Source organism: Asanoa sp. NPDC049475 (assembly GCF_040676915.1).
In the GTDB taxonomy this organism is placed as follows: Bacteria; Actinomycetota; Actinomycetes; order Mycobacteriales; family Micromonosporaceae; genus Asanoa.
Window position 1 is genome coordinate 873,762 of the sequence record NZ_JBFAPY010000004.1, and the last position, 25,509, is coordinate 899,270.

At 71.4% G+C, this 25,509-nt stretch carries 26 protein-coding genes; 9 read left to right on the top strand and 17 right to left on the bottom strand.

Going from position 1 to position 25,509, the window contains the following annotated elements:
* Nucleotides 1-8: 8 nt before the first annotated feature.
* The 7 genes from AB0J88_RS19710 to rimP form a co-directional block, all read right to left on the bottom strand.
* Nucleotides 9-1,043, bottom strand: coding sequence for a bifunctional oligoribonuclease/PAP phosphatase NrnA (locus AB0J88_RS19710; protein ID WP_364342219.1), 1,035 nt, complete (start codon nt 1,041-1,043; stop codon nt 9-11).
* Entirely contained in the window at nt 1,040-1,516 is a 477-nt protein-coding gene (rbfA, locus tag AB0J88_RS19715; RefSeq protein WP_089254604.1) for a 30S ribosome-binding factor RbfA, read from the bottom strand. The genes AB0J88_RS19710 and rbfA overlap by 4 nt, the downstream gene beginning before the upstream one ends.
* 103 nt (nt 1,517-1,619) lie before the next feature.
* Nucleotides 1,620-1,913 (bottom strand): DUF503 domain-containing protein, encoded by a 294-nt coding sequence (locus AB0J88_RS19720; protein WP_364342216.1) that lies wholly within the window; start codon nt 1,911-1,913, stop codon nt 1,620-1,622.
* Between the two features lie 68 nt (nt 1,914-1,981).
* Complete coding sequence (gene infB, locus AB0J88_RS19725; RefSeq protein ID WP_364342213.1) at nt 1,982-4,987, bottom strand: translation initiation factor IF-2; 3,006 nt, start codon at nt 4,985-4,987, stop codon at nt 1,982-1,984.
* Nucleotides 4,988-5,069: 82 nt separating this feature from the next.
* Complete coding sequence (locus tag AB0J88_RS19730; RefSeq protein ID WP_364342210.1) at nt 5,070-5,417, bottom strand: YlxR family protein; 348 nt, start codon at nt 5,415-5,417, stop codon at nt 5,070-5,072.
* Nucleotides 5,418-5,428: 11 nt separating this feature from the next.
* On the bottom strand, nt 5,429-6,466 hold the full coding sequence (nusA, locus tag AB0J88_RS19735) for a transcription termination factor NusA (protein WP_364342207.1): 1,038 nt from the start codon (nt 6,464-6,466) through the stop codon (nt 5,429-5,431).
* Nucleotides 6,463-7,062 (bottom strand): ribosome maturation factor RimP, encoded by a 600-nt coding sequence (gene rimP, locus AB0J88_RS19740; protein WP_364342204.1) that lies wholly within the window; start codon nt 7,060-7,062, stop codon nt 6,463-6,465. Before rimP ends, nusA begins: the two co-directional genes overlap by 4 nt.
* 212 nt (nt 7,063-7,274) lie before the next feature.
* Between rimP and AB0J88_RS19745 the strand changes: the two genes are divergently transcribed.
* The 7 genes from AB0J88_RS19745 to AB0J88_RS19775 all read left to right on the top strand — a co-directional run bounded on the left by AB0J88_RS19745 (nt 7,275) and on the right by AB0J88_RS19775 (nt 13,533).
* Nucleotides 7,275-7,715, top strand: a complete 441-nt coding sequence (locus AB0J88_RS19745; RefSeq protein ID WP_364342201.1) for a hypothetical protein — start codon at nt 7,275-7,277, stop codon at nt 7,713-7,715.
* Nucleotides 7,712-8,131: a ferritin-like domain-containing protein gene (locus AB0J88_RS19750; protein ID WP_364342197.1), complete on the top strand. Its 420-nt coding sequence runs from the start codon at nt 7,712-7,714 to the stop codon at nt 8,129-8,131. Before AB0J88_RS19745 ends, AB0J88_RS19750 begins: the two co-directional genes overlap by 4 nt.
* Before the next feature lie 43 nt (nt 8,132-8,174).
* Nucleotides 8,175-8,759: a PadR family transcriptional regulator gene (locus AB0J88_RS19755; RefSeq protein WP_364342194.1), complete on the top strand. Its 585-nt coding sequence runs from the start codon at nt 8,175-8,177 to the stop codon at nt 8,757-8,759.
* On the top strand, nt 8,756-9,469 hold the full coding sequence (locus tag AB0J88_RS19760; RefSeq protein WP_364342191.1) for an ABC transporter ATP-binding protein: 714 nt from the start codon (nt 8,756-8,758) through the stop codon (nt 9,467-9,469). The genes AB0J88_RS19755 and AB0J88_RS19760 overlap by 4 nt, the downstream gene beginning before the upstream one ends.
* A complete protein-coding gene (locus tag AB0J88_RS19765) occupies nt 9,466-12,180 on the top strand; it encodes an FtsX-like permease family protein (RefSeq protein ID WP_364342188.1) in 2,715 nt (904 codons plus the stop codon). The genes AB0J88_RS19760 and AB0J88_RS19765 overlap by 4 nt, the downstream gene beginning before the upstream one ends.
* A gap of 38 nt (nt 12,181-12,218) precedes the next feature.
* Nucleotides 12,219-12,683 carry a nitroreductase family deazaflavin-dependent oxidoreductase gene (locus AB0J88_RS19770; RefSeq protein WP_364342185.1) on the top strand — a complete coding sequence of 155 codons (465 nt, stop codon included), beginning with the start codon at nt 12,219-12,221 and terminating at the stop codon, nt 12,681-12,683.
* A 133-nt stretch (nt 12,684-12,816) separates the two neighbouring features.
* Nucleotides 12,817-13,533: a nucleotidyltransferase domain-containing protein gene (locus AB0J88_RS19775; RefSeq protein ID WP_364342182.1), complete on the top strand. Its 717-nt coding sequence runs from the start codon at nt 12,817-12,819 to the stop codon at nt 13,531-13,533.
* 158 nt (nt 13,534-13,691) lie between these two features.
* Here AB0J88_RS19775 and AB0J88_RS19780 read toward each other — a convergent pair whose 3' ends face one another.
* Nucleotides 13,692-14,015 (bottom strand): STAS domain-containing protein, encoded by a 324-nt coding sequence (locus tag AB0J88_RS19780; RefSeq protein WP_364737929.1) that lies wholly within the window; start codon nt 14,013-14,015, stop codon nt 13,692-13,694.
* A 48-nt stretch (nt 14,016-14,063) separates the two neighbouring features.
* Here AB0J88_RS19780 and map point away from each other — a divergent pair, with 48 nt between their 5' ends.
* Entirely contained in the window at nt 14,064-14,921 is an 858-nt protein-coding gene (map, locus tag AB0J88_RS19785) for a type I methionyl aminopeptidase (protein ID WP_364342179.1), read from the top strand.
* A 17-nt stretch (nt 14,922-14,938) separates the two neighbouring features.
* Nucleotides 14,939-15,631 (top strand): VIT1/CCC1 transporter family protein, encoded by a 693-nt coding sequence (locus tag AB0J88_RS19790; protein ID WP_364344501.1) that lies wholly within the window; start codon nt 14,939-14,941, stop codon nt 15,629-15,631.
* Nucleotides 15,632-15,778: 147 nt separating this feature from the next.
* Here AB0J88_RS19790 and AB0J88_RS19795 read toward each other — a convergent pair whose 3' ends face one another.
* The 9 genes from AB0J88_RS19795 to AB0J88_RS19835 all read right to left on the bottom strand — a co-directional run bounded on the left by AB0J88_RS19795 (nt 15,779) and on the right by AB0J88_RS19835 (nt 25,472).
* Entirely contained in the window at nt 15,779-16,351 is a 573-nt protein-coding gene (locus tag AB0J88_RS19795) for a pyridoxamine 5'-phosphate oxidase family protein (protein ID WP_364342177.1), read from the bottom strand.
* 44 nt (nt 16,352-16,395) lie between these two features.
* On the bottom strand, nt 16,396-17,085 hold the full coding sequence (locus tag AB0J88_RS19800; RefSeq protein WP_364342174.1) for a gamma-glutamyl-gamma-aminobutyrate hydrolase family protein: 690 nt from the start codon (nt 17,083-17,085) through the stop codon (nt 16,396-16,398).
* A gap of 253 nt (nt 17,086-17,338) precedes the next feature.
* Entirely contained in the window at nt 17,339-18,046 is a 708-nt protein-coding gene (locus AB0J88_RS19805; RefSeq protein WP_364342171.1) for a gamma-glutamyl-gamma-aminobutyrate hydrolase family protein, read from the bottom strand.
* A gap of 61 nt (nt 18,047-18,107) precedes the next feature.
* On the bottom strand, nt 18,108-18,872 hold the full coding sequence (locus AB0J88_RS19810) for a 3-oxoacyl-ACP reductase (RefSeq protein ID WP_364342168.1): 765 nt from the start codon (nt 18,870-18,872) through the stop codon (nt 18,108-18,110).
* An 8-nt stretch (nt 18,873-18,880) separates the two neighbouring features.
* Entirely contained in the window at nt 18,881-20,236 is a 1,356-nt protein-coding gene (locus AB0J88_RS19815; RefSeq protein ID WP_364342165.1) for an aldehyde dehydrogenase family protein, read from the bottom strand.
* Nucleotides 20,237-20,249: 13 nt separating this feature from the next.
* Nucleotides 20,250-21,617 (bottom strand): glutamine synthetase family protein, encoded by a 1,368-nt coding sequence (locus AB0J88_RS19820; RefSeq protein ID WP_364342162.1) that lies wholly within the window; start codon nt 21,615-21,617, stop codon nt 20,250-20,252.
* A 57-nt stretch (nt 21,618-21,674) separates the two neighbouring features.
* Entirely contained in the window at nt 21,675-22,406 is a 732-nt protein-coding gene (locus AB0J88_RS19825; protein ID WP_364342159.1) for an FCD domain-containing protein, read from the bottom strand.
* 531 nt (nt 22,407-22,937) lie between these two features.
* On the bottom strand, nt 22,938-24,506 hold the full coding sequence (locus AB0J88_RS19830) for an amino acid permease (protein ID WP_364342156.1): 1,569 nt from the start codon (nt 24,504-24,506) through the stop codon (nt 22,938-22,940).
* Between the two features lie 21 nt (nt 24,507-24,527).
* On the bottom strand, nt 24,528-25,472 hold the full coding sequence (locus AB0J88_RS19835; protein WP_364342153.1) for a choline/ethanolamine kinase family protein: 945 nt from the start codon (nt 25,470-25,472) through the stop codon (nt 24,528-24,530).
* Nucleotides 25,473-25,509 lie beyond the last annotated feature (37 nt).

The following is a 25,509-nucleotide window of genomic DNA, read 5'->3' on the forward strand; positions in this document are numbered from 1 at the left end:
CGGAGCGGCTACCCCAGCTGGCTGCGGATGGCCTGGACGACCTCGTCGACCGTGCCCCGGCCCGTGAAGCCGGCGGCCAGCTTGTGCCCGCCACCGCCCAGCGCGACCGCGACCCGACTCACGTCGATCGCGCCCTTGCTGCGCATGGAGACCGCCCACTCGGCCACGCCGACCTGCTTGACCACGAGGCTCACGTCGGCCTCGGCCGCGCACCGCACCGAGTCGATCAGCGGCTCGAGAACGTAAGGCTTCTGCTGGTGGCGGGCGAGGTCGTCGAGGGTCGCGTATGTCCACACCAGACCGCGGCCACCGGCGGCGGCGGGCTCCAGGGTGGCCCGGCCGAGCACGTCACCGTAGAGGCGGACCGCGCCGAACGGTCGGGTGTCGAAGACCCGGCGGGAGATGTCGCCCGGGCTGATCCCGGTGGCCAGCAGCCGCGCGGCCATCTCGTGCACCGACGGCGTGGTCATCGCGAACCGGAAGGAGCCGGTGTCGGTGGCCAGCGCGACGTAGAGGCACTCCGCGATCTCGGCGTCGAGCGGCACGTCGAGGCGCCGCAGCAGCTCGTCGGCGACGACCGAGGTCGCCGCGGCGTCCGGGTCGACGATGTTGATCGTGCCGAAGCCGGGGTTGGAGGCGTGGTGGTCGAGCACCAGGGCGGTCTTCGCGGTGGTCAGGCGGTCGACCAGACCGCCGAGCCGCGAGGTGGCCGCCGCGTCGAAGCAGAGGACCAGGTCGGGCGCGGGCGCGGCGTCTGCCTCCGGCACGAGCAGGTCGAGGCCCGGCAGGGCGACGAACGGCTCGGGGACGTCGAGCGGGCCGGGAAACGTGCACTGGAGGTTGGCGACGCCCAGGCGGCGCAGCCCGAGGCCGAACGCCAGCATGCTGCCCAGCGCGTCGCCGTCGGGGTTGACGTGGCAGATGAGCAGCACCTGGTCGGTGGGGCGCAGCCCGCGCACGGCCGCGACGGCGGCGGCCCAGTCGGCTTCACCCGGCCCGGCGGGTGCGCCGGCAGCCACTGCCGTGGCCGAGAGGTCGGTCACCGGCGATCCTCCATCGGGGCGTCGTTGGCGACCTCGTCGTCGTCCTCGTCGTCGTCTTCGTCGAGCTTGTACGGCTGCGCCTCGCCCGCGTAGGTGGCACCGGCGGCCAGTCGCTGCACCTCGGCGTCGGACGTGCGCGCCTTGGCGAGCAGCTCGTCGATGTGCTTGGCCTGGTCCTGCACGTTGTCGTGCACGAAGGTCAGGGTCGGCGAGTGCCGCAGCCCCAACGCCTTGCCGACGGTGCTGCGCAACACGCCCTTGGCGCTCTCGAGCGCGGCCGCCGTCGCCTCCTGCTCGGCGACGTCACCGAGCACCGTGTAGTAGACGGTCGCGTCGCGCAGGTCGGCCGTGATCCGCGAGTCGGTGATCGTGATCATGCCTAGCCGAGGATCCTTGATCTGGGTGCGCACCACCGAAGCCACCAGTTCCCGCACGCGCTCGGCGTGCCGGCGCACCTTGGCCGGGTCCGTCATCTCGTCACCTCCGCCGTCTTGCCTACGCTCAGAGATTACCCGCGTGCCGCGTCAGCGATCAGACCGCAGTGGCCCGTCACCCGGGCACCACGGCCCACTACTGTCAGTCATCCTCGCCGTGGAGCCGGCGCTTCGCCGAGAGCAACTCGATCTCCGGCCGACCGGCCACGAGGCGCTCGCACGAGTCGAGCACCTCGGTCACGTGGCTGTGCTCGGAAGCGACCACCGCCACGCCGATCTCGGCCCGCCCGACCAGGTCGAGCGAACCCACCTCGGCGACCGAGACCTCGAAGCGCCGCAGCGCCGCGACGATCGGCCGGACGTAGGAGCGCTTGGCCTTCAGCGATCGCGAGTCGCCCGGCAGAAGCACGTCGAATACCGCGGTTCCTGTGAACATCGGCGCACAGCCTAGAGGAACGCAACGGGCGGGTGGCCGAAGCCACCCGCCCGTTGATCAAGCCGTGATCAGCGCGGCTTCTCGCGCATCTCGAACGTCTCGATGAGGTCGCCAACCTGGAGGTTGCCGTAGCCGCCCAGGGTCAGACCACACTCGAAGCCCTCGCGGACCTCGGTCGCGTCGTCCTTGAACCGCTTGAGCGAGCTGATCGTGACGTTCTCCGCCACGACCGCGCCGTCGCGGAGCACCCGCGCCTTGGCGTTCCGGCGGATGAGGCCGGACCGCACGATACAACCGGCGATGAGACCCACCTTGGACGAGCGGAAGACCTCGCGGACCTCCGCCGAGCCGAGGTCGACCTCTTCGTATTCCGGCTTGAGCAGGCCCTTCAGCGCCGCGTCGATCTCCTCGATGGCCTGGTAGATGACCGTGTAGTACCGGATCTCCACGCCCTCGCGGTCGGCCGTCTCACGGACCTTGTTGGAGGCCCGCACGTTGAAGCCGATGATCGTGACGGCCTCGGACGAGGCGCTCGCCAGCATGACGTCGCTTTCGGTGATCGCACCGACGCCGCGGTGGATGATCCGAAGCTGGACCTCCTCCGGGATGTCGAGCTTGAACAGCGCGTCCTCGAGAGCCTCGACCGAACCCGAGACGTCGCCCTTGAGCACCAGGTTGAGCGAGGTCTTCTCGCCCTCCTTGAGCTGCTCCATGAGCGTCTCGAGCGTGGCCCGGCCGCGCGAGTTGGCGAAGCTCGCCGCCCGCCGCCGTGCCTGCCGCTGCTCGGCGATCTGCCGAACCGTGCGGTCGTCCTCGGCGGCCAGGAACGTGTCACCCGCACCTGGCACCGCGGTCAGACCGAGCACCAGGACCGGACGCGCCGGACCCGCTTCGGAGACGGCCGTGCCGTTCTCGTCGAACAGTGCCCGCACCCGGCCGTGTGCCCCACCGGCGACGATGGAGTCACCCGCCCGCAGCGTGCCCTTCTGCACGAGGACGGTCGCCACCGCACCCCGGCCCTTGTCGAGGTGCGCCTCGATGGCGACACCCTGCGCCGGCCCGTCGATCGGGGCGGTGAGGTCCAGCGACGCGTCGGCGGTCAGCAGCACCGCTTCGAGCAGCTCGTCGATGCCGATGCCGGGCTTGGCGGCGACGTTGACGAACATCGTCTCGCCGCCGTACTCCTCGGCGACCAGCCCGTACTCGGTCAGCTGCTGGCGGACCTTGTCCGGGTTGGCTTCCGGCTTGTCGATCTTGTTGACCGCCACCACGATCGGCACGTCGGCCGCCTTGGCGTGGTTGAGCGCCTCGATGGTCTGCGGCATCACGCCGTCGTCAGCCGCCACCACGAGGATGACGATGTCGGTGACCTTGGCACCACGGGCACGCATGGCGGTGAACGCCTCGTGACCCGGGGTGTCGAGGAGCGTGACCGCCCGCTCGATGCCCTCGTGCTCGACGTGCACCTGGTAGGCGCCGATGTGCTGGGTGATGCCACCGGACTCGCCCTCGACCACGTTCGCCTTGCGGATCGCGTCGAGCAGCTTGGTCTTACCGTGGTCGACGTGACCCATGACGGTCACGACCGGCGGCCGGCTGACCAGGCGGTCCTGCGCGACCTCGGCGTCGAGGTCGATGTTGAACTGCGCCAGGAGCTCGCGGTCCTCGTCTTCGGGGCTGACGATCTGCACGTCGAAGCCGAGGTGCTCGCCGAGCAGCAACAGCGTGTCGTCGGAGCACGACTGGGTCGCCGTCACCATCTCGCCCAGGTTGAACATCTCCTGGACGAGCGAGCCCGGGTTGGCGTCGATCTTGTCAGCGAAGTCGGAGAGCGACGCGCCGCGCGAGAGCCGGACGACCTGCCCGCTGCCCCGTGGGGCACCCGAGCTCATCGTCGGCGCGGACAGGTTGTCGAACTCTTGACGCCGCTGCTTCTTCGACTTGCGACCGCGGGTCGGCTTGCCACCCGGACGCCCGAAGGCACCCGCGGCGCCGCCGCCGCGACCGCGACCGCCACCACCGGGACGACCCGGCGCACCGGCACCCGCCGGACCGCCACCGCCACCGGGGCCGCCGCGGTAACCACCGCCGCCGCCACCGCCACCGGGGCCGCCGCGATAGCCGCCACCGGCACCGCCGCCACCGCCCGGACGGAAGCCACCGCCACCGCCGCCGCCACCGGGACCGCCGCGGTAACCACCGCCGCCGCCACCGGGACGACCAGCGCCGCCACCGGGACCGCCGGGACGACCGGCACCGCCGCCGGCCGGACGGCCGGGACGCTGCGTCGGCATGGACGCCGGGCTGGGCCGCGGCGGCATGGACGCCGGGCTCGGCCGCGGCGGCATCGAGGCCGGGTTGGGCCGCGGGCCGGCGGGCGCGTTGCCCGTGCGACCGCCGCCACCACCGGGGGTGATGCCGAACGGGTTGTTGCCACCGCTGCGCGCCGGCGGACGGCCGGCCGGACCGGGACGCGGTCCGTTGCCACCCGGGGTCGGGCCGGTCGCCGGCCGCGCGGCCGGCGAGCCGGGCCGCGGCGGGACGCTGCGCGGACCCGGGCGAGGCCCGGAGGGTGCGCCGCCGTCGGCCGGGGGCTCACGCCGGACCTGCTCGCGCTCCTGAGCGCGGGCTTCCTGCGCGGCCTTGACCGTGGCTTCCTGGTCGGCCTTGAGCTGCGCGGCACGCTGCTCGGCGGCCGCCACCTCGATGTCGTGCGCGCTCGCCGGCTTGGCCACCGGCGCCGGCGGACCCGGAACCGGACCCTTCGGACGCGCCGTCGGAGTCGAGGGCGCCGACGGGGTTGCCGGCGCCGCCGGACGGCGGGGCGGCATGGGCTTGGCCGAGATCCTCGGCTCACTAGGAGTGGGGCGCCCGTTTCCGGCCGGCGGCGCGGACGGCGCCGGTGCCTGGGAACCCTCTACGAATGCGCCACGAAGACGGCGGGCGACGGGCGCCTCCACCGTGCTTGACGCGGACTTGACGAACTCGCCCATCTCTTTGAGCTTGGCGAGAACGGTCTTGCTGTCGACCCCGAGCTCTTTCGCAAGCTCGTGTACGCGGGCCTTGCCTGCCACTGCACTCCTCACTCCGAGGCCGTGCGGGCAGCACCCGCAGCGACCTCAATCGTGCACTTGAAGCCTGGTCATTTCTGGGACTTCATCGTGTGCTCATGTCGGTCGTCCTACCTTGCTGCTGCGACACCCGCCCAGTCGGATGATCGGGCGTGATGGTTGACGCGTGGATGTGCTCGGCCAGCTCGCCGGTGTCTGCGACACCAACTTTACGTAGCGCCCGCCCGAAGGCACGGCGTTTGAACGCTAGCGCGAGGCAAGCCGGCTCGGGGTGCAGGTGCGCTCCCCTCCCCGGCAGTCTGCGGTCCGGATCCGGCCGGAGTCGGTAATGATCACCGTCGCCGACCGCAACGAACCGCAGGAGCTCGTTGGCTGGCGCACGATGCCGGCAACCCACGCAGGTGCGCTCCGGCCGCGCACGTCGAGCCGTCATTCAGTCTACCCCTATGCCCCGGTCGGCGCTCCGCCCGGCTCCGGTGCGTGATCCACACCGCGCTCGCCGGCCGCCGGCTCGCTGTCGGACCGGATGTCGATCCGCCACCCGGTCAGCCGGGCCGCGAGGCGGGCGTTCTGCCCTTCCCGCCCGATCGCCAGGGATAGCTGGTAGTCGGGCACGGTCACCCGCGCCGTGCGGGTCGCCAGGTCGACCACCTCGACCCGCAGCGCCTTGGCCGGGGACAGGGCGTTGCCGACGAACTGGGCCGGGTCGTCCGACCAGTCGATGATGTCGATCTTCTCACCGTGCAGCTCGCTCATCACCGCGCGGACCCGCTGGCCCATGGGGCCGATGCAGGCGCCCTTGGCGTTGACGCCCGCCACCGCGGCCCGCACGGCGATCTTGGAACGGTGCCCGGCCTCGCGCGCGATGGCGGCGATGTCGACGCTGCCGTCAGCGATCTCCGGCACCTCCAGCGCGAACAGCTTCTTCACCAGGTTCGGGTGCGAGCGCGACAGGGTGATCTGCGGGCCGCGGAAGCCCTTGGCCACGTGCACGACGACGCAGCGGATCCGCTGGCCGTGCCCGTAGACCTCGCCGGGGACCTGCTCCGACTGGGGCAGCACGGCCTCCAGCTTGCCCAGGTCGACGGTGACGATGCCCTTCTCGGTGCGCGCCTCGTGCGCCTGGATCACGCCCGTGACCAGGTCACCGTCGCGGCCCACGTACTCGCCGAAGTGCACCTCGTCGGTGGCCTCGCGCAGCCGCTGAAGAATGACCTGTTTGGCGGTCATCGCGGCGATTCGCCCGAAGTCGTGCGGAGTGTCGTCCCACTCCCGGGTCACGGTGCCGTCTTCGTCGACTTCCTGCGCGTAGACGAGCGCGGCCCCGTTCTTACGGTCGATCTCCACCCGGGCGTGCGGTTCGGCGCCCTCGGTGTGCCGGTAGGCGGTCAACAATGCGGTCTCGATCGCCGCGAGGATGGTCTCGAACGGGATCTCCCGCTCGCGCTCCAGTGCGCGCAGCGCCGCGAGGTCTATGTTCACCTCTCCTCGTCCTCCAATCCGTCCTCGTCGTCCTCGTCGTCGAACTCCGCGAGATCGTCGTCGGCGACCTCTTCGGCCCGACTGAACTCCACCTGGACCCGACCCGGGCCGAGGTCGCCGTGCGCGATGGCGGTGTGCTCGCCGGCCACGTCCAACATGACACCCGCGTCGTCGACCCCGACCACGCGACCGGTGATCGGGCCGACCTTCACCAGCCGGCCGATGTTGCGCCGCCAGTGCCGGGGCAGGGTCAGCGGCCGGTCGACACCGGGCGAGCTGACCTCGAGCTGGTATTCGCCGGCCACGAGCTCGTCGCCGTCCTCCTCGGCGGCGTCCAGGGCCGCGGAGACCGCCCGGGACACGTCGGCGACGGCGTCGAGGTCGAGGCCGCCGTCGCGGTCGACCACCACGCGCACCACGAACCGGCGACCGGCCCGCGAGATGTTCAGGTCTTCCAGGTCGTACCCGGCCTTCTCCACCACCGGCTCGACCACGGAACGCAGCCGAGCGCGGCGGGCGGCCAGGTCACCGCGGGGTGCGGCCGGCCGTGGGCCGGGCGCGGGGCGCCCGCCAGCAGCTCGGCTTCGCTGTGCCATCGGGGCCACCCTTCATGTCGGTCGGCGCCCATGCCCATGACGCTGAGCCACCGGACCCACGTCCGGTGGCTGGGCAGAGCCTAACGCGCTGCGGCACGGGCGAGCCGGGCGGCGCACCGAACCTCCCGAGCGGGCGGGCCATGGTGTTGACTGACGTGGTGCACGGTGGTGATGAAAAAGACAAAACCCCCCTTCGAGTACGACGCCGCGCAGTGCTCGCGTTCGGCGCCGCGCTCACGGTGGGTGCCGCGGGCGGTTGCGGGCTGCTCGACCGGGAGCCCGACGAACCACCGCAGCCAGACCCGCTCCTCCCCTTGGCCGACGACGCGGTCCGGCTGGCCGCGGCGCACCGCTCGGCCGCGGCCGAGATCCCCGAGCGGGCGGCGACGCTGACCGCGATAGCGGAGGCGCACGACGCGCACGCCAGGGAGCTGTCCCGGATCATGGCCACGCCGGCGCCGAGCCCCGCCGCGTCCGGCTCGGCCGCCACCACCACCCCGACCGCCGAGGAGCGGATCGAGTCGCTGCGGGTGGCCGAGAAGGCGGCGTACGAGTCGGCGGTGCAGGCCTGCCTGCGCACCCCGAGCCATCGCGCGCCACTGGTCGGCTCGATCGCCGCCGCCCGCGCGACCCATCTGGAGGCGCTCAAGTGACCGGGGAGCTCACCGCCGCACTGTCAGCCGAATATGCGGCGATCTTCGCGTACGGGCCGATCGGGGTGCAGCTGACCGGTGCCGAGCAGGCGGCCGCCCGGGCCGCCGAGGCCGCCCACCGCGCCCTGCGCGACGTGCTGGTGCTCAGCCTGAGCGGCACCGGCCTGCCGCCCGCGGCAGCCGCCTACCGCCTGCCGGAGCCGGTCGTCGACCGCGCGGCCGCGTTGCGGGTGGCGATCTCCGTCGAGGAGAAGACGGCGGCGGTCTGGCGGGCCGCCCTGTCGGCCACGGCCGACGCCCAGCGCCGCCAGGCCCTCGACGCGCTCACCGGCTGCGCCGTGCGGGCCACCCGCTGGCGCCGCTTCGCCAAGACCGAGCCGATCACGGTGGCGTTCCCCGGAAAGGCACCGGCTTAGTCCGATTTGCCAGCCGCATACTCCGTATGCATACTCAGTAGCCATGTCCATCAGACACGGCCTCCTCGCGCTGCTCGAGCGTGGCCCCATGTACGGCTACCAGCTGCGGGCCGCCTTCGAGGAGTCGACGGGCGCCACCTGGCCGCTCAACATCGGGCAGGTCTACACGACCCTGTCCCGCCTGGAGCGCGACGGCCTGGTGCGACCGCTGCCGGAGAACGACGGGGGGCAGCGGCCGTACGAGCTGACCGACCTCGGCCGAGCCGAGATCACGGTCTGGTTCGTCACGCCGATCAGCCGCACCGACCGGCCGCGCGACGAGCTCGCCATCAAGCTGGCCCTGGCGCTGACCACGCCGGGCGTCGACGTGCGCGCGGTGGTGCAGACCCAGCGCACCTCGACCATCCAGACCCTGCAGGAGCTGACCCGCCTCAAGAGCAGGTCCGACGATCCCAGCGACCTGTCCTGGCGGTTGATCCTCGACGCGATGGTGTTCCAGGCCGAGGCCGAGGTGCGGTGGCTCGACCACTGCGAGGCCAGCCTGGTGCGCCACCGGCCGGCACCCTTCACCCCCAGCCCCGCGCCGGCAGGCGCCGACACCGACGACCGGACGGAGGCCAACCGGTGATCCTCGAACTGCGCGGTGTGCACCGCACCCACGGCACCGGAGAGACCGCCGTGCACGCCCTGCGGGGCGTCGACCTCGGTGTGGCGCCCGGCGAGCTCGTGGCCGTCATGGGTCCGTCCGGGTCCGGCAAGTCGACCCTGCTCAACCTGGCCGGCGGGCTCGACTCGCCCAGCCAGGGCGCGGTGCTCGTCGAGGGCGAGGTGCTCGGCGACCTCAACCGCAAGCAGCTGGCCCGGATGCGCCGCCGGCACGTCGGCTACGTCTTCCAGGACCTCAACCTGCTGGCCAGCCTGACCGCGGTCGAGAACGCCGCGCTGCCGCTGGAGCTCGACGGCATGGCCGTCCGCAAGGCCCGCAAGCTGGCCGAGGCGGCGCTCGACGAGGTCGGCCTGGCGGACCTGGCCCGGCGCTTCCCCGACGAGATGTCCGGCGGCCAGCAGCAGCGCGTCGCGATCGCGCGGGCGCTGGTCGGCGAACGGCGCCTGGTGCTCGCCGACGAGCCGACCGGCGCGCTCGACTCGGCGACCGGCGAGGCCGTCCTGCGGCTGCTGCGCACCCGGGTCGACGCGGGCTCGGCCGGCGTCCTGGTCACCCACGAGGCACGGCACGCCGCCTGGGCCGACCGGGTGGTCTTCCTGCGCGACGGCGTCGTCGTCGACACCACCAGCCCCGTCGGCGATCCGGAACAGCTCCTCGAGGCCAAGGCATGAGCATGTGGCGCACCTCGCTGCGGATCGCCGTGCGCGAGGCCAGACGGGCCAAGGGCCGCACCGCGATGGTGCTCGTCCTGATCACCCTTCCGGTGCTGGGCCTGGCGTTCGCGGCGGTCACTTGGGACATGTTCGACCTCCGCCCGGCGGAGAAGATCGACCGGCAGATCGGCGCGGCCGACGCGAGGATCCAGTGGTACGACCGCACCGCGATCCGGCAGAACCTCTCCGGCGACAGCTGGACCAGCGAGCAGGAGAACGCCGGACCGGGCAAGCCGTTCCAGCCCACCGAGCGCGACGTGCTGGCCCAGCTTCCGCCCGGCAGCGCCGTCGCCCCGATGAGCAGCGCCTGGCTGGAGATGCGCACGGCCTCCGGCATCGGCAGCGTCGAGGTGATCGGCGTCGACGCCGCGAGCCCGCTGGCCAAGGGCATCGTCACGGTCCTCGAAGGCAAGGCGCCGCAGACCGGCAACGAGGTGGCGCTGAGCCGCAAGGCGATGGACCGGCTCGGTGCGCACATCGGTGGCACCGTGCAGGACGCCGCGCGCACGAAGACGTACTCCGTCGTCGGAGTGATCGAGTCGCCCGCCAACCTGGGCGAGCTGATGGTCACCCCGCCTCACCTGACCCAGGTCGGCGGCTGGCTGCTCGACACTCCCGGCCCCGTGCTGTGGTCCGACGTGCGGCAGCTCAACGCCCAGGGCATCGTGGTCGAGTCGCGGTCGGTCAACCTCGACCCGCCGGCTAACCCGGAGGGCGTGCTGCCGGACAACGGCGGCGGTGGTGCCGGCGGGCTGCGGATCGCCGCGGTGATCGGCGGCCTCGGCCTCTTCGAGGTGGTGCTGCTGGCCGGCCCCGCGTTCGCGATCGGCGCCCGGCGGCGCCGCCGCGAGCTCGCCCTCGTCTCGGCCAACGGCGGCACCCCGGCCCACCTGCGCCGGATCGTGCTGGCCGACGGCGTGGTGCTCGGCCTGGCCGGTGCCGTGTTCGGCATCGTCCTCGGCGCCGTCGCGGCGGTGATCGCCCGACCGCTCGTCGAGGAGCTCGTCGTCGGCGAGCGGGCCGGCGGCTACCGGTTCTACCCGGTCGCGCTCGCCTTGGTGGCCGCGCTCGCGCTGGTCACCGGCGTCCTGGCCGCGCTCGTGCCGGCAGTTTCCGCCGCACGTCAAGACGTGGTGGCGGCGCTGACGGGCCGCCGGGGAGCGCTCCGCTCCCGCCGCCGCTGGGTGGTGCTCGGCGTCCTGCTCGTGGTGTTCGGTGGCCTCGTGGCCGTCGCCGGCGCGCTGACCGGGCGCGCGACGGGCATCCTCGGCGGCCTCGTGCTCGCCGAGCTCGGCCTGGTGCTGATCACCCCGGCCCTGGTCGGTGTGATCGCGTCGCTCGGCCGGTCGCTGCCGCTCGGGCCGCGGATCGCCCTGCGCGACACCGCCCGCAACCGCGCGGCCGCCGCACCGGCGATCTCCGCGGTGATGGCCGCGGTGGCCAGCTGCGTCGCGCTCGGCACGTTCCTGGCCAGCGACAACGACCGCCAGGTCGACCAGTACCGGACCGGCCTGCCGCTCGGCTACGCCGCCATCCAGCTCGCCGAGGCCGACAAGGGCGTGCCGACGACGGACCGGGTAACCGCCGCCGTGTCGCCGAGCCTCGCGGTCACCGGCGTGCAGCAGGTCGACGGGATCACCTGCCCGAGCACGAACGGCGAGAGCCAGTGGTGCTACGTGGCGGCCAAGATGCCCGCGGCGCTGGCCTGCCCGTTCGACCGCAACGCCGGCGAGCTCCCCGCGGAGCAGCAGAAGCAGGCGCTGGCCGACCCGCGCTGCCGGACGGCCGTCTACCAGTTCGGCAACACGCCGTTCACCGCGGTGGTCGGCACCGGGGCCAACATGGCGGCGCTGTCGGCACCGTCGCAGGAGGATCTCCGGGCGGCGGCCACCGTGCTCGCCGCCGGTGGCGCCGTGGTCAGCGACCCGAACCTGCTCACCGACGGCAAGCTCACGCTGGAGGTGCGTGGCGACGACGGCTCCGGCGACGGCACCGAGAAGGTGCTGCGGTCGGCCACGGTCGCGGGCTACGCGCTGCGCACCGGTGTCGAGGCCTCCCAGGGGCCGCCCGCGATCGGCATGGTGCAGCGCACCTACCTGTCGCCCGCGGCGGTCGCGGCGCTCGGCCTGAACACGGTGCCCGAGGGATTCGTGGTCTCGACGGCGAAGGTGCCCGACCAGAGCGCGCAGGACCGGCTCGCGGCCGCGGTCGCCGAGCTGCCCGGCCGCGGCTACGCGACGGTCGAGCTGGGCGCGCCGACCGGGGTGCCGTTCGAGGCCCTGGTGCTCGCGGCCGCCGCGATCATCGTGGCGCTGGGTGCCACCTTCGTGGCGACCGGGCTCGCCGCCGCCGACGGCCGGGGCGACCTGTCGACGCTGGCCGCGATCGGGGCCGCGCCGAGCGTGCGGCGGGTGCTGACGCTCAGCCAGGCCGGCGTGATCGCGGGTCTCGGCTCGCTGCTCGGCACGACGGCCGGGCTCGGCACCGGGTGGGCGATCCTGGCCTCCTACAACCGGCAGTTCAGCGGTCGGTGGCCGCAGGAGATCCCGTACCCGTTCGCGGTGCCCGGCATCGTCCTGCTGCTGCTGGTGTCGATCCCGGTGATCGCGATGCTCGGCACCGGCCTGGTGACCCGCGCTCGGCTGCCGATCGAACGCCGGGCGGACTGACCCTCCCCTTCCGGCGCCCGTACCCGCAGAATGTGTCGATGTCCCTCTTTCGAGCGACGGCCCGGCGCCTCGGACCCACTCGGTTTCTCTACCGGGTGGGTCCGTTGCTGGTGCCGCTCGACCGGATCGTCAGCCGGCTCACCCGCGGACGCGTGGTGGCGCTCGGCCTGATCCCGTCGGCGCTGCTGACGACCCGTGGACGGCGCACCGGCGCGCGGCGCGACAGCCCGCTGCTCTGCCTGCCCGACGGGGACGGCTTCATCGTGATCGGCTCCAACTGGGGCCGGCCGGAGCAGCCGGCGTGGGCGCTCAACCTGCTGGCGGACCCGGCCGCGACGCTGACGCTCGGAGGCGCGGTGGTGCCGGTCAAGGCTCGGCTGCTCTCCGGCGAGGAGCGGGACCGGTCGTGGGCGCTGATGCTCGCGGCCTGGCCGGGCTACGCGACCTACGAGACCCGCGCGGCGGGACGCCGGATCCACGTGTTCCGGCTCGCGCCCGGCTGACTCTCCGGCCGGTGTCCCGGCATCGTGCCATGGAATCGACGGGTACGAGCGTCCAGCCGGGAGCGCGCCCACGATGGTCGGCATGACGGTCATCCATTGGATCGGCCCCACCTGAGGCGACACAATGGCGCCCGTGGCTGATGAGCCGAACCCGTACCTCGCGAACCCCCGCTGGGTGGTGGCCGAGCTCGTCGCCGACGCGGCCCGCCGGCGCCATCCGGCCGACATCCTCGCGATCGGCGTGCACGGCTCACTCGCGCACGGCGACGACACCGACACCAGCGACGTCGACCTGGTGGTGGTCACCTACCGGCAGGGCGCCGGCCCGCGACCGGTCACCCGAAGAGTCGACGGCGTCCTGGTCGACCTGGGTGTCGTGGGCGCGGAGGAGTACCTGCGGCACGCCCGCACCCTGACCACGTCGTGGCCGCTGGCCGCCGACCGCTACGTGACCACGAAGCCGATCCACGACCCGGACGCGTGGCTGGAGAAGCTCCGCGACGTGCACCTGGGCCGCCTGGCCGAGGCCCGCACGGCGGAGTTCACGGCCCTGGCCCGCGAGGCCTGGTGCCGAGGCGCCAGCGCCCACGCCCGCGCGACCCGGCTGGCGGCCTGGTACGAGACCGACGCTGCCCTGTTGATGCTGGCCGAGGCCCGCCTGGCGGCGGCGACGGTGACGGGGCTGCTGACCCGCACCTACTTCCGCAACGGAGCCGACGCGGTCCGCCGCACGGGCGTGGCATCGGCGGACCTGGCCGAGCTGGGAATCATCCTGCGCGACCAGGCCAAAGACCTGGCCGACCGCGGCCGCCCGGTGGACGGCACAGTCAGCGACCTCTTCGACCGCTGACCCCGCGACTGATCTTGATCTTTGAGTTCCACCATCGCGGAGCTGGCAGGGACGGGCGCCCTGGCGCCCGGCCCGGTCCCCGGCGGGAGCAACGGTCGCGCCCACGACGAACCCGGGACCAGAACCTGATCTTCTCTCGAGCTGCTAGTTATTTTCGCCTATTCGGCGGACAGCCAGCCTTGATCGCCAAGACCGGCGATATCGAGCACGCGCCTCACCCGTCGGGACGGAACCACACTCAGGTGCGGAATGCGGTCGGTGAGGCGGACGAGCGCCTGGATGGCGGCTGAGTCGAAGAAGGTCACGGCACGCAGATCAAGGGTGACGTGCTCGGCCGAATCCCTGGTCGCGGCCTGGAACATCTGGTCCGCGGTGGCCATGTCGACCTCGCCTGTCACGACCACGCGTCGGTGGTCGGCGTCACCCTCGCTGGTGGCGGAGAAGACGGTCTCCTCTTGATCCACGGCACAACCTTGGCACACCCCTCTGGCCCCGGCAAGCAGCCGCTCGGCGTCGCTAGTGTGTGAAGCATGTCCGACCGTGCTCCGCTGACCCCTGGCAAGATCTCGCCGTGGCGCCAGGTGCCGCCTTCGATCGCTCGTCCCGAGTACGTCGGGAAGAAGGCGCCCACCCCCTGGCGCGGCTCGAACGTGCAGACGCCGGAGACGATCGAGAAGATGCGGGTGGCCTCGCGGCTGGCCGCCCAGGCCACGCAGCTCGCCGGTGAGCACTGCAAGCCGGGGGTGACCACCGACGAGATCGACAAGGTGGTGCACGAGTTCCTGGTCGACCACGGCGCCTACCCGTCGACGCTCGGCTACAAGGGCTTTCCGAAGTCGTGCTGCACCAGCCTCAACGAGGTCATCTGCCACGGCATCCCGGACACCACGGTCCTTGAGGACGGCGACATCATCAACGTCGACGTCACGGCCTTCATCGGCGGCGTGCACGGCGACACGGATGCCACGTTCCTGGTCGGTGACGTGGCCGAGGAGAACCGGCTGCTGGTCGAGCGCACCCACGAGGCGATGATGCGCGGGATCAAGGCGGTCGCGCCGGGCCGGCAGATCAACGTCATCGGCCGGGTGATCGAGTCCTACGCGAAGCGCTTCGGCTACGGCGTCGTCCGCGACTTCACCGGGCACGGCATCGGCGAGGCGTTCCACAGCGGCCTGTACGTCCCGCACTACGACAGCCCTCGCCCGACCGACCTGATGGAGCCGGGCATGACGTTCACCATCGAGCCGATGATCACGTTGGGCACGTACGAGTACGACATGTGGAGCGACGGCTGGACCGTCGTGACGAAGGACCGCAAGTGGACCGCACAGTTCGAGCACACGATCGTGGTGACCGAGGACGGTCACGAGATCCTGACCCTTCCGTGACCGCACTCGACCCCGAGCTGCCCGCTCCGCACCACCACGCCGACGTCTCCGGGGGCCGGCTGCGCCCGGCCGTGTTCGGCGCGATGGACGGTCTGGTCACCAACATCGCCCTGATCGCCGGCGTCGGCGGTGGCGGCGTCAGCTCGCACACCCTGGTACTCACCGGCGTGGCCGGCCTGGTCGCGGGCGCGATCTCGATGGGCCTGGGCGAGTACACGAGCGTGCGCAGCCAGAACGAGCAGGTCGGCGCCGAGGTGGCCAAGGAGCGCCTGGAGCTGGAACGGCACCCGGAGCAGGAGGCTCAGGAGCTGGCGGACGCGTGGGTACGCCGTGGGCTGCCCCGGGACCTGGCCACGCAGGTGGCGCACGCGCTACGCGACAACCCCCGCGAGGCGTTGCGGGTGCACGTCCAGGAGGAGATGGGAGTCGACGCCGAGGACCACCCGAGCCCGTGGGCAGCGGCGGTGCTCTCGTTCGTCTTCTTCTCGATCGGGGCGGTGATCCCGCTGCTGCCGTACCTGGTCGGTGTGACCAACCTGTGGATCGCGCTCGGGGCCGGGGGTGCTGGGTTGTTCCTGGCCGGGGCGTTGGTCGGGCGGTTCACGCAGCGGCCTTGGTGGAGCGGTGGGCTGCGCCAGCTGGTGCTGGGTGGGCTGGCGGCGGCTGCCACCTATGGGATCGGCACGCTGATCGGCGTATCGGCCTCCTGACCCGGCGGGCCGCCGTCGGTCTGCTGGCCGCGTCGGTCCGCTGGCCGCGTCGGTCCGCTGGCCGCGTCGGTCCGCTGGCCGCGTCGGTCCGCTGGCCGCGTCGGTCGGCGGGGCCGCGTCGGTCGGCGGACTGCGCGGGTGTGCCGGTCAGCGGCCGGCGACCGCGTCCATGTCGAAGGCGGGCAGTCCGTCGATGCTCGTGGCGTTCTTGGCCTGCCGATAGTCGGCGAGCGCCGCCTCGTCCTTCCGATCCGCCCAGCGCAACAGCAGGTCCCGGTCGCCCTCGTAGCTCATGAGCGGCACCGAGTACCCGCACGAGTCACTGACCCGCGTCACCTCGACCGTGATCACCCCGCGCAGCCCGTGCGCGTCCGGCGCGTCCGGAAAGTCGGCGAGCAGAGCGGCGAGATCGGGACTCCCGATCGGCGTGTGGGTCCCTCGCCCGTGCAGCCGGACGATGTTGGGCGGCCCCTCGAACGCACAGAACATGATCGTGATGCGTCCGTTCTGCCGCAGATGGGCGAGCGTCTCCGCGCCACTGCCGTGAAAGTCGAGATAGGCCACCCGATGCTCGCCGAGCACCGCGAACGTCCCGGCCATGCCCTTCGGCGACAGGTTGACGTGACCCTCGTCACCGGACGGCGCGGTCGCCACGAAGAACATGCGCTGTGCCTCGATGAACTCCCGCAGGCGCCCGTCGATCTTCTCGTGCAGCTTCATGACCTCGATGGTGCCACCGGCCCGGCCGGCGCTCGAAAGCGATTTCAGCTGGTGGAAGCCACCAGAGCGGCGAACAGCCGGTGGTCGGTCGTGTCCTCCGGATGCCACTGCACGCCGATGGCGAACCGCAACGCCGGGTCCTCGACCACCTCGATCAGGTTGTCCTCGGGACACCAGCCGGTAGCCGTCAGCTTCCCCGGATCGGCCACTCCCTGATGGTGGAACGAGTTGACCTCGACCGACTCGCCGAGCACCCCCCGCGCCAGCGACCCGGGCGCCAGGTCGACCCGATGAAAGCCGAACTTCGGCCCGGACACCGGCCGGTGGTTGTCATGCCCGAGCACCTCGGGCAGATGCTGGTGCAGCTTGCCGCCATAGGCGACGGTCATGAGCTGCATACCCCGACAGATCGCCAACGTCGGCAGATCAGCCGCCAACGCGGCACGCAGCAACAACATCTCGGCGGCGTCCCGCTCGGGCTTGACCTGGGTGGTGGGGTGCGCCGCCTCACCGTAGAGCGCCGGGTCGACATCGGAGCCACCCGTGAACACAATCCCGTCAAGACCATCGAGGGCGTCGACATCGGGCGCGTCAGGAGTGATGAGGACCGCACGCCCACCGCTGTTGTGCACCGCCTGGACGTAGGCCAGCGGCAACACAGCAGCGAACGTGTCGTTGAGCCCGAACCTCGCCTCTTCGGCGTAGGTCGTCAAGCCGATCACAGGCCGAGACATCGCTTCACTCTAGCGAAATTTCCAGAACCCAAACCCTCTAAATCCGCCGTCCTAGGACCATAAGCCAAGATCACGATCACAGCCCAAAAGCTCAAGGGCGAAAGATCGCGGTCCCGGGTCCGCGGTGGTCCGGACCGTTGCTCCCGCCGGAGAAACTCGCTGGCGCTTCGAGCCAGGCCCGCGGCACACAAACCAACGCCACCCCCGCGTCGCGTGTTCATGCGGGGGTGGGTGGCGGGTTGGTGTTGTGCGGTTAGGTGGTGCGGGCCGCGTCTACCAGGGATTCGAAGATGCGGCGTTCGCCGGCTTCTTCCGGGTGCCATTGGACGCCCAGGACGAAGGGCTTGGCAGGGTCTTCGACCGCTTCCACTACGCCGTCGTCCGCCCAGGCTGTGACTGTTAGCGAGCCTGGGTCGGCTACGCCCTGGTGGTGGTAGGTGTTGACCTCTACGCGGCCGTCGCCCTCTGGGCCGTCGCCGGCTACCTCCGCGGCCAGTGAGCCCGGAGACAGGCGGATGCCGTGCCAGCCGTAGACGCCCGGGCCGGGGCGGTGCTTGTCCGAGCCGACCACGTCCGGCAGGTGCTGGTGGAGCTTGCCGCCGCAGGTCACCGCGAGCAGTTGCATGCCCCGGCAGATGCCGAGCACCGGCAGGTCGGTCCGCAGCGCCGCCTGGAGCAGCAGAGACTCGCCCCGATCGCGGTCGGGGCGGCTGTCGGTGAGCGGGCCTGGCTCCTCGCCGTAGAGGTCGGGCCCAAGATCCGCGCCCCCGGCAATGATCAGTGCGTCGAGGGCGCGGAGTACGTCAGCGTCGGTGTCATCCGGGGGAAGTATCACCGCCCTCGCGCCGGCTGCGGTCACCGCATCGACGTAGGACTTTCTGATCAGCGCCGCGTCCTGGTCGATCCATACACCCCAGGACGCGGGTTCTACATAGGACGTGATTCCGACGATTGGTCGCACGGTCGTTGAGAACCTCCTCCCCAATACTTTGCTACCCGGCGACCCGATCGACAAACGACGACTACAGAGGTGTGACGTATGCCCCGGTAATTCCGCCGTCGACGACGAATTGGGCCGCCGTCATGAAGGAGGCGTCGTCGCTGGCCAGGAACGCGACCGCCGCTGCGATCTCTTCCGGCGCACCGAACCGTCCCATCGGCACGTGCACCAGCCGTCGCGCGGCGCGCTCCGGGTCCGCGGCGAACAGCTCCAGGAGCAGCGGCGTCGCGATCGGCCCAGGGCACAGCGCGTTGACCCGGATGCCCTCCCGGGCGAACTGGACACCCAGCTCACGGGTCATCGCGAGGACTCCGCCCTTGCTGGCGGTATAGGCGATCTGCGAGGTTGCGGCGCCCATGAGGGCCACGAACGACGCGGTGTTGATGATCGAGCCCTTGCCCTGCCGGCGCATGTGCGGGATCGCGTACTTGCAGCAGAGATAGACGCTGGTGGTATTGACCCGGATGACCCGTTCCCATGCGTCGAGTCCGGTTTCCAGGATGGAGTCGTCGTCGGGCGGCGAGATTCCGGCGTTGTTGAACGCGATATCGACCCGCCCGTACCTTTCGGCGACGCCGTCGAACAGCTCGCGGACACCGTCCTCGTCGGACACGTCGCAGAGCACGAACTCCCCGCCCACCTCGTCGGCCGCCGCCTTGCCGGCCGCGGCGCCGACGTCGACGCAGACCACCTTGGCGCCCTCGGCGGCGAACCGCCGGGCGGTGGCCAGCCCGATGCCGCTGCCGGCACCGGTGATCACGGCCACCCGGTCTTGGAGCCTGTTCATCGAACCTCTCAATCGGTCGCGAGGAAGACGTTCTTGACGTCGGTGAAGGAGAGCAACGCGTCGGGACCGAGCTCGCGGCCGAGGCCGGACTGCTTCATGCCGCCGAACGGGGTCGAGTAGCGGACCGAGGAGTTCGAGTTCACCGACAGGTTGCCGGTCTCGACGCCACGCGCCACCCGGATCGCCCGACCGGCGTCGCGGGTCCAGATCGAGCCGGACAGACCATATTCCGTGTCATTGGCCAGCCGGATCGCGTCGGCCTCGTCGTCGAACGGCAGCACCGAGACGACGGGGCCGAAGATCTCCTCGCGCCAGTGCCGGTCCTCGGGCGAGTCGGCGAGCAGCACCGTCGGCGCGTACCAGAAGCCGGGTCCCTCCGGAGCGTTGCCCGTGAAGGCCACCCGCGCCTGATCATCCACATAAGACGCGACCGTCTCCCGTTGCGCCTCGGTGATCAGCGGACCCATCTGGGCGGTCTCCAACGCCGGGTCCTCCACGCGGAAGGCCCGCACCGCGGGTTCCAACAGCTCCAGGAAACGGTCGTACGCCTGGCGTTGCACCAGGATCCTCGACCGCGCGCAGCAGTCCTGGCCAGCGTTGTCGAAGACCGCGGCCGGTGCCCCCGCAGCCGCCTTCTCCAGGTCGGCGTCGGCGAACACGATGTTGGCGCTCTTGCCGCCCAGCTCCAGCGTCACCCGCTTGACCTGGTCGGCACAGCCCCGCATGATCCGCTTCCCGACGTCGGTCGAGCCGGTGAAGCAGACCTTGCGTACCGCCGGGTGGGTCACGAACCGCTCCCCCACCAGCGATCCGCGCCCGGGGACCACGGTGAACACGCCCTCTGGCAGCCCGGCACGCAAGGCCAGCTCGGCCAGCCGCAGCGCGGTCAACGGAGTCACCTCGGCCGGTTTGAGCACCACGGTGTTGCCGGCAGCCAGCGCCGGCGCGAAGCCCCAGCCGGCGATCGGCATCGGGAAGTTCCACGGCACGATCACGCCGACCACGCCGAGCGGCTCGTGGAAGGTCACGTCGAGCCCGCCGGCGACCGGGATCTGCCGGCCCATCAGCCGCTCGGGCGCGCCCGCGTAGTAGTCGAGCACGTCACGGACGTTGCCGGCCTCCCAGCGGGCGTTGCCGATGGTGTGCCCGGAGTTGCGCACCTCGAGCTCGGCCAGTTCCTCGATGTGCGCGTCGACGGTGGCCGCGAACCGGCGCAGCAGCCGGGCGCGGTCGGCCGGCGCCATGGCCCGCCATCTCGGGAACGCCGCGTGGGCGCGCTCGATAGCGGCGTCGGTGTCGTGCAGGCTGCTCGCCGGCACGGTCTCGATCGCCAGTCCGGTGGCCGGATTGACCAGGTCGGTCACGGTGGTTCTCCCTTTACAGGCGTTCGAAGCCGCGGAACAGCTCCCAGTCGGTGACCGCCGCGTCGAATGCGGCCAGCTCGACCCGGGCACGGTTGGCGTAGTGGTCGACGACGTCGTCACCGAACGCGGCCCGGGCGATCTCGGAGCCCTCCCAGAGCGCCGCCGCCTCGCGCAGCGTGCTCGGCACCCTGGGGGACGTGTCGTCGCCGTACGCGTTGCCGGTGAACTCGGGCTCCAGGGGCAGCTCGTTCTCGATGCCGTGGACGGTGCCGGCGACCAGGGCCGCGATCGCCAGGTAGGGGTTGACGTCGGCGCCCGGCACCCGGTTCTCGACGCGCATGCCCTGGCCGTGCCCGACCACCCGCAGCGCGCAGGTGCGGTTGTCGCTGCCCCAGCGCAGTGCCGTCGGCGCGAACGAGCCCGGCTGGTAGCGCTTGTAGGAGTTGATGTTCGGGGCGAAGAGCACGCTGAACTCGCGCATCGTGGCCAGCAGTCCGGCCAGCGCGTGCTCGCCCGTCTTCGACAGGTGCGCCGGTCCGTCGCCCAGCATCGCCGACGTGTCGTCCGGCCCGCGCAGCGAGAAGTGGATGTGGCAGGAGTTGCCCTCCCGCGCGTTGGGCTTGGCCATGAAGGTGATCGACATGCCCTCCTGGGCGGCGATCTCCTTGGCACCGTTCTTGTAGATGACGTGGTGGTCGGCGCAGGTCAGCGCGTCGGCGTAGCGGAAGGCGATCTCGTGCTGGCCCAGGTTGCACTCGCCCTTGGCGCTCTCCGGCACCAGACCGGCGCCGGCCATCTCGTTGCGGATGCGGCGCAGCAACGGCTCGACGCGGGCGGTGCCGAGCAGCGAGTAGTCGACGTTGTACTGGTTGGCCGGGTTCAGGTCGCGGTAGCCCCGCTGCCAGGCGTCCTCGTAGGAGTCCTTGTAGAGGACGAACTCGAGCTCGGTGCCGGCGTACGCGGTGAGGTCGTGGGCCGCCAGCTTCTCGAGCTGCCGGCGCAGGATCTGCCGTGGGCTCGCCGTGACGTCGCCGGAGCCGTCGAGCCAGGCCAGGTCGGCCAGGAGGAGCGCGGTGCCCGGCTGCCACGGCACCCGGCGCAGGGTGCTCAGGTCGGGCACCATCGCGAAGTCGCCGTAGCCGCGGTCCCAGCTCGACATCGCGTAGCCGTCGACGGTGTTCATGTCGACGTCGACGGCCAGCAGGTAGTTGCACCCCTCGGCGCCGGCCTCGGTGACCTCGTCGAGGAAGAACCGGCCGTGCAGCCGTTTGCCCTGCAGGCGGCCTTCCATGTCGGTGAGGGCGAGGGCGACGGTGTCGATCTCACCGCCGTCGACCGCCACGGCGAGCTCTTCGAGCGTGAACGCCGGTTGTCGGGTCATCCTCGCGCCTCCATCAGCCGTTCCAAAAGGTCTACTCGCAAACCATTGGGTCGTCAATCACCCGAGCAAGCCCCGCAGCAACACCGCGGTCGCATCGCAGTGCTCCTCCATCGTCGCCCGTGCACTGGCCGCGTCGCCGGCAAGAATCGCGTCCACGACCCGGGTATGTTGCCGGTCCGAGTGGTCCAGGTTCTTCTTGATGACCGGGATCGCGGCCAGCAGCCGGTCGAGCGCGAGCTGCACGTCGGCCACGGCGGCGGCCAGCGACGGGCTGCCGCACGCGGCGGCGATGGCCAGGTGCAGCCGGGAGTCGGCGACGCGCCGGGTGGCCGGGTCGCGGTCGCGGGAGGCGGTGAGGCAGGCGACGAGCTGTTGGCGCTCGGGTGCGGTCAGGGTGCGGGTGGCGGCGAGACCGGCCGCACCGGGCTCGAGCACCCGTCGGAAGTCGAGCGCGTCGTGCAGGGTGTCGCCCATCTGCCGGGCGAGCTCGGCGGCGCCCTTCGCCTTCGGGGCGGCGGCCCTCCGTCCCTTGTCGACATCGTCGGTCACGGGGGCGACCACGAAGGTGCCGCCGGTGCGGCCGCGGCGTGACTCGAGGAAGCCGGCCTCGCGCAGGGCGCGGATCGCCTCCCTGAGCGTGACCCGGCTGACCTGGAGGCGCTCGGCGAGCTCCCGCTCGGCGGGCAACCGGTCGCCGGCCGCGACCAGACCGAGCCGGATCGCCTGCGCCAACCGCGACACGGTGATCTCGAAAGCGTTGCCACCCCGGACGGGCCGCCACAGCGGCACGCCGGTCACGGTCGGCGCCGGATCTTCTCCGCGTCTGACCGGCGGCGCGGCAGTCTTCAGGGTCGCGGCGTCGGGATCACTCGGCCGCCGTTGCTTCACGATGGCCGGGACCTCCGCGCCGGACTCGCCTGCCGACATCGTCAGTGTGCCCGCGGGTCGAGCGGACCGCCGCCGCACAACGGGGCCTTCGTCCGTGGCTGCCGCCGGCTTTCCCCTGCGCCTGGTCGCCGGTCCCTGCGACTCCGCGGCAGTCGGGAATCGGGAGTGAGCCGAATCCGCCACTGCCGTGGCCGACGCCGCCCCGCTGTCCGCCGGCAGGACCAGCTTGCGCGAGCCCGACGACGTCGCGGTGGCATCCGGTAGGCCGTCGGCGGGCGCGGCGACGGTGGCCGGAGTGGCCTTGGTCGGGCGTGGGCGCCGGGGCGGCTTGCGGACCGCGTCGGTGGGCATCGTGCGTACCCCCAAATGGATGTGGCCTCTCCCCCGCGACCGGCGGGGTGCCGGTCGCGGGAGAGCCGAAACCCCCGAGGGTCAGGGTGTTGGCGTGCTGGCCGTGTCCGGTTCGTCGACTGTACGGCGTGGACCCGTGAACCACCGGCGTGCCGACACGCGCCACCAGATCCAGACGGCCAGGAGCACGCCGCCTACGGCCAGTGGGGCGTAGTTGACCGCGCTCCAGGTGAAGTCGTCGCTGAACGGGACGGCGGCCGGGGTGAACGGCAGGATGAAGTAGATCGAGATGATCGCGATCTCGATCACCGCGATCCAGCCGAGCACCTTGTAGCGCTTGCCCAGCGTCCATGGCCCCGGCTGGAACGCGTCGCCCATGCGCAGGCGCAGCGCGATCGGGATCAGGAAGGCCAGGTACAGGCCGATGACCGCGACCGAGACCACCGCGTAGAAGGCGACCGGGATGCCGTTGTACTGGTACAGCGCCGGCAGCGTCAGCACACCGCCGGCGACGGTCCCGGCGATGATCGCGTACACCGGCGTGCCGTCGCGGTTGACCTTTGACCAGAGGCGCCAGCCGGGAACCGCGCGGTCACGGCTGAACGCGTACGTCATCCGCGACATCGAGGTCACGCAGCTCATGCCGCAGAAGAACTGACCAATGGTCGAGATGATGATGACGATCTTGAAGAACACCGGGGTGAGCGCGGTCTCGAAGATGGCGCCCGAGAAGCCGCCGGCCTCGTTGATCGCGTCGACGTCCGTGGCCGCGAACAGGAACGCGAGCAGCAGGATCCAGCCACCGATCGCCGAGTAGAAGATCGACTGCCAGAGACCGCGGGCCGCCGCGTGCGAGGCGCCGCGGGTCTCCTCCGAGACGTGGGCGCAGGCGTCGAAACCGGTGATCGTGTACTGAGTCAGCAGGAACCCGAGCGGCAGGATGAAGAACCAGAACATCAGACCGTTGTGGTCGCCGTCGCCGAACCCGGAGTTGTTGAAGCGCTCGGTGAAGACGAACTGGAAGCTCTGGTGGTTGTCCGGCACGACGATCAGGATGAGCACCACGGCCGCGGCGCCGGCGACGTGCCACCAGACCGAGACGTTCTGGAGTACGTCGATGATGGCGTGGCCCCAGATGTTGATGATCCCGTGCAGCGCCAGGATGATGACGAACAGTAGGAACGCCTGGTTGAGCGTGCCGGCCCAGCCGTCGAAGAGCGCCGACAGGGTCAGGTTGAGGAAGGTCGCGCAGCCGTAGTCGACCGACGCGGTCACCGCGATCAGGCCGACCAGGTTGAGCCAGCCGGTGAACCAGCCGTGCACCGGCTTGCCCATCTTCGCGGCCCACCAGTAGATGCCGCCGGCGGTGGGGTACGCGGAGACGAGCTCCGACATGCAGAGGCCGATGATCAGGATGAAGATCGAGATCAGCGGCCAACCCCACGAGATCGCGATCGGGCCGCCGTTGTTCCAGGCCTGGCCGAAGGTGGTGAAGCAGCCGGCCAGGATCGAGATGATGGAGAACGAGATGGCGAAGTTGGAGAATCCGCTCCACTTGCGCCTGAGTTCCTGCTTGTAGCCGAGCTCCGCGAGCCGCTGGGCATCGTCGTCCAGTGGCTGCTCACCCGTCTCGGGCGACGTGGTCGTCACTGCAACACCTCCCTGAGGTGGTCATAACGGGGTGGCCGTGCGGCCCGCGGCGGTGTCGATCAGACGACCGAGATCAGGTGCGTCGAGATCGTGTACGGCCCGGGACCACTTGTCGGCCGCTTCGCTCCAGTAGTCGAACGTCGAGTCCGGCGCCCGCAGCAGGCCGTGGTGCACGGAGAACCAGAGCGTCCAGGTGACGTTGGACAGGATCAGGTTGAGCCGCACCCGCGCGTGCAACGCGGGCGTGCTCTCTGTGCCGTAGTAGGCGGCCGTGAGCGCCGCCGTCCGGTCGGGGTCGAAGTCGGCCTCGGCCGCTATGTCACCCAGCTCGAAAGCCGGGTCGTTGTTGCCGGAGAGCTGGTAGTCGACGATGCGCACGTCGCCGGCCACGTCGATGAAGTTCGCGGGGAGGAGGTCGTTGTGGCACGGTTTTTTGCTGACGTGCGTCAGCGCTCCGGCGATCGCGTCCACTTCGGACTCGCGATCGTGGTAGCCCGCCGGCACCCGCAGGTCGTGCCGTGCGCAGATGTCGAGCAATTCCCGCCGTTTGGCGATGATGTCGAAGTCGTTGGCGAACGGCGGGCCGGCGTGCAGCTTCCGGCAGGCGGCCGCGATCTTGGCGATGGTCGCGGGGTCGCGCACGTCGTCGGCGTGCAGCGTGCGCCCGGGCAGGAACTCCAGCACGAGCGCGGGTACGTCCGGCACGACCTCGATCACCCGGGCGCCGGCGCCGCTCTCGGCCGCCCGCAAGGTGTTCTCGATCTCCTGCTCGGGCGGTACACCGAGACCAGCGGCGGACACCGCCGGATCGAGTACGCGCAGCAGGTAACTGCGCCCGCCGGTGTCGACGCGCCAGATGTGGTGCGACAGGCCGCCCGCGACCGGCGTGACGCGCACGGGCCGCCCCGCGAAGCGCGGCACACGGCCCAGCACCTCGCCCGCCTGGGGTCGTTCCGCCATCCGCATGCCCGCCTCCGCATGCCGTGTCTTAGGCGGGAGTGTT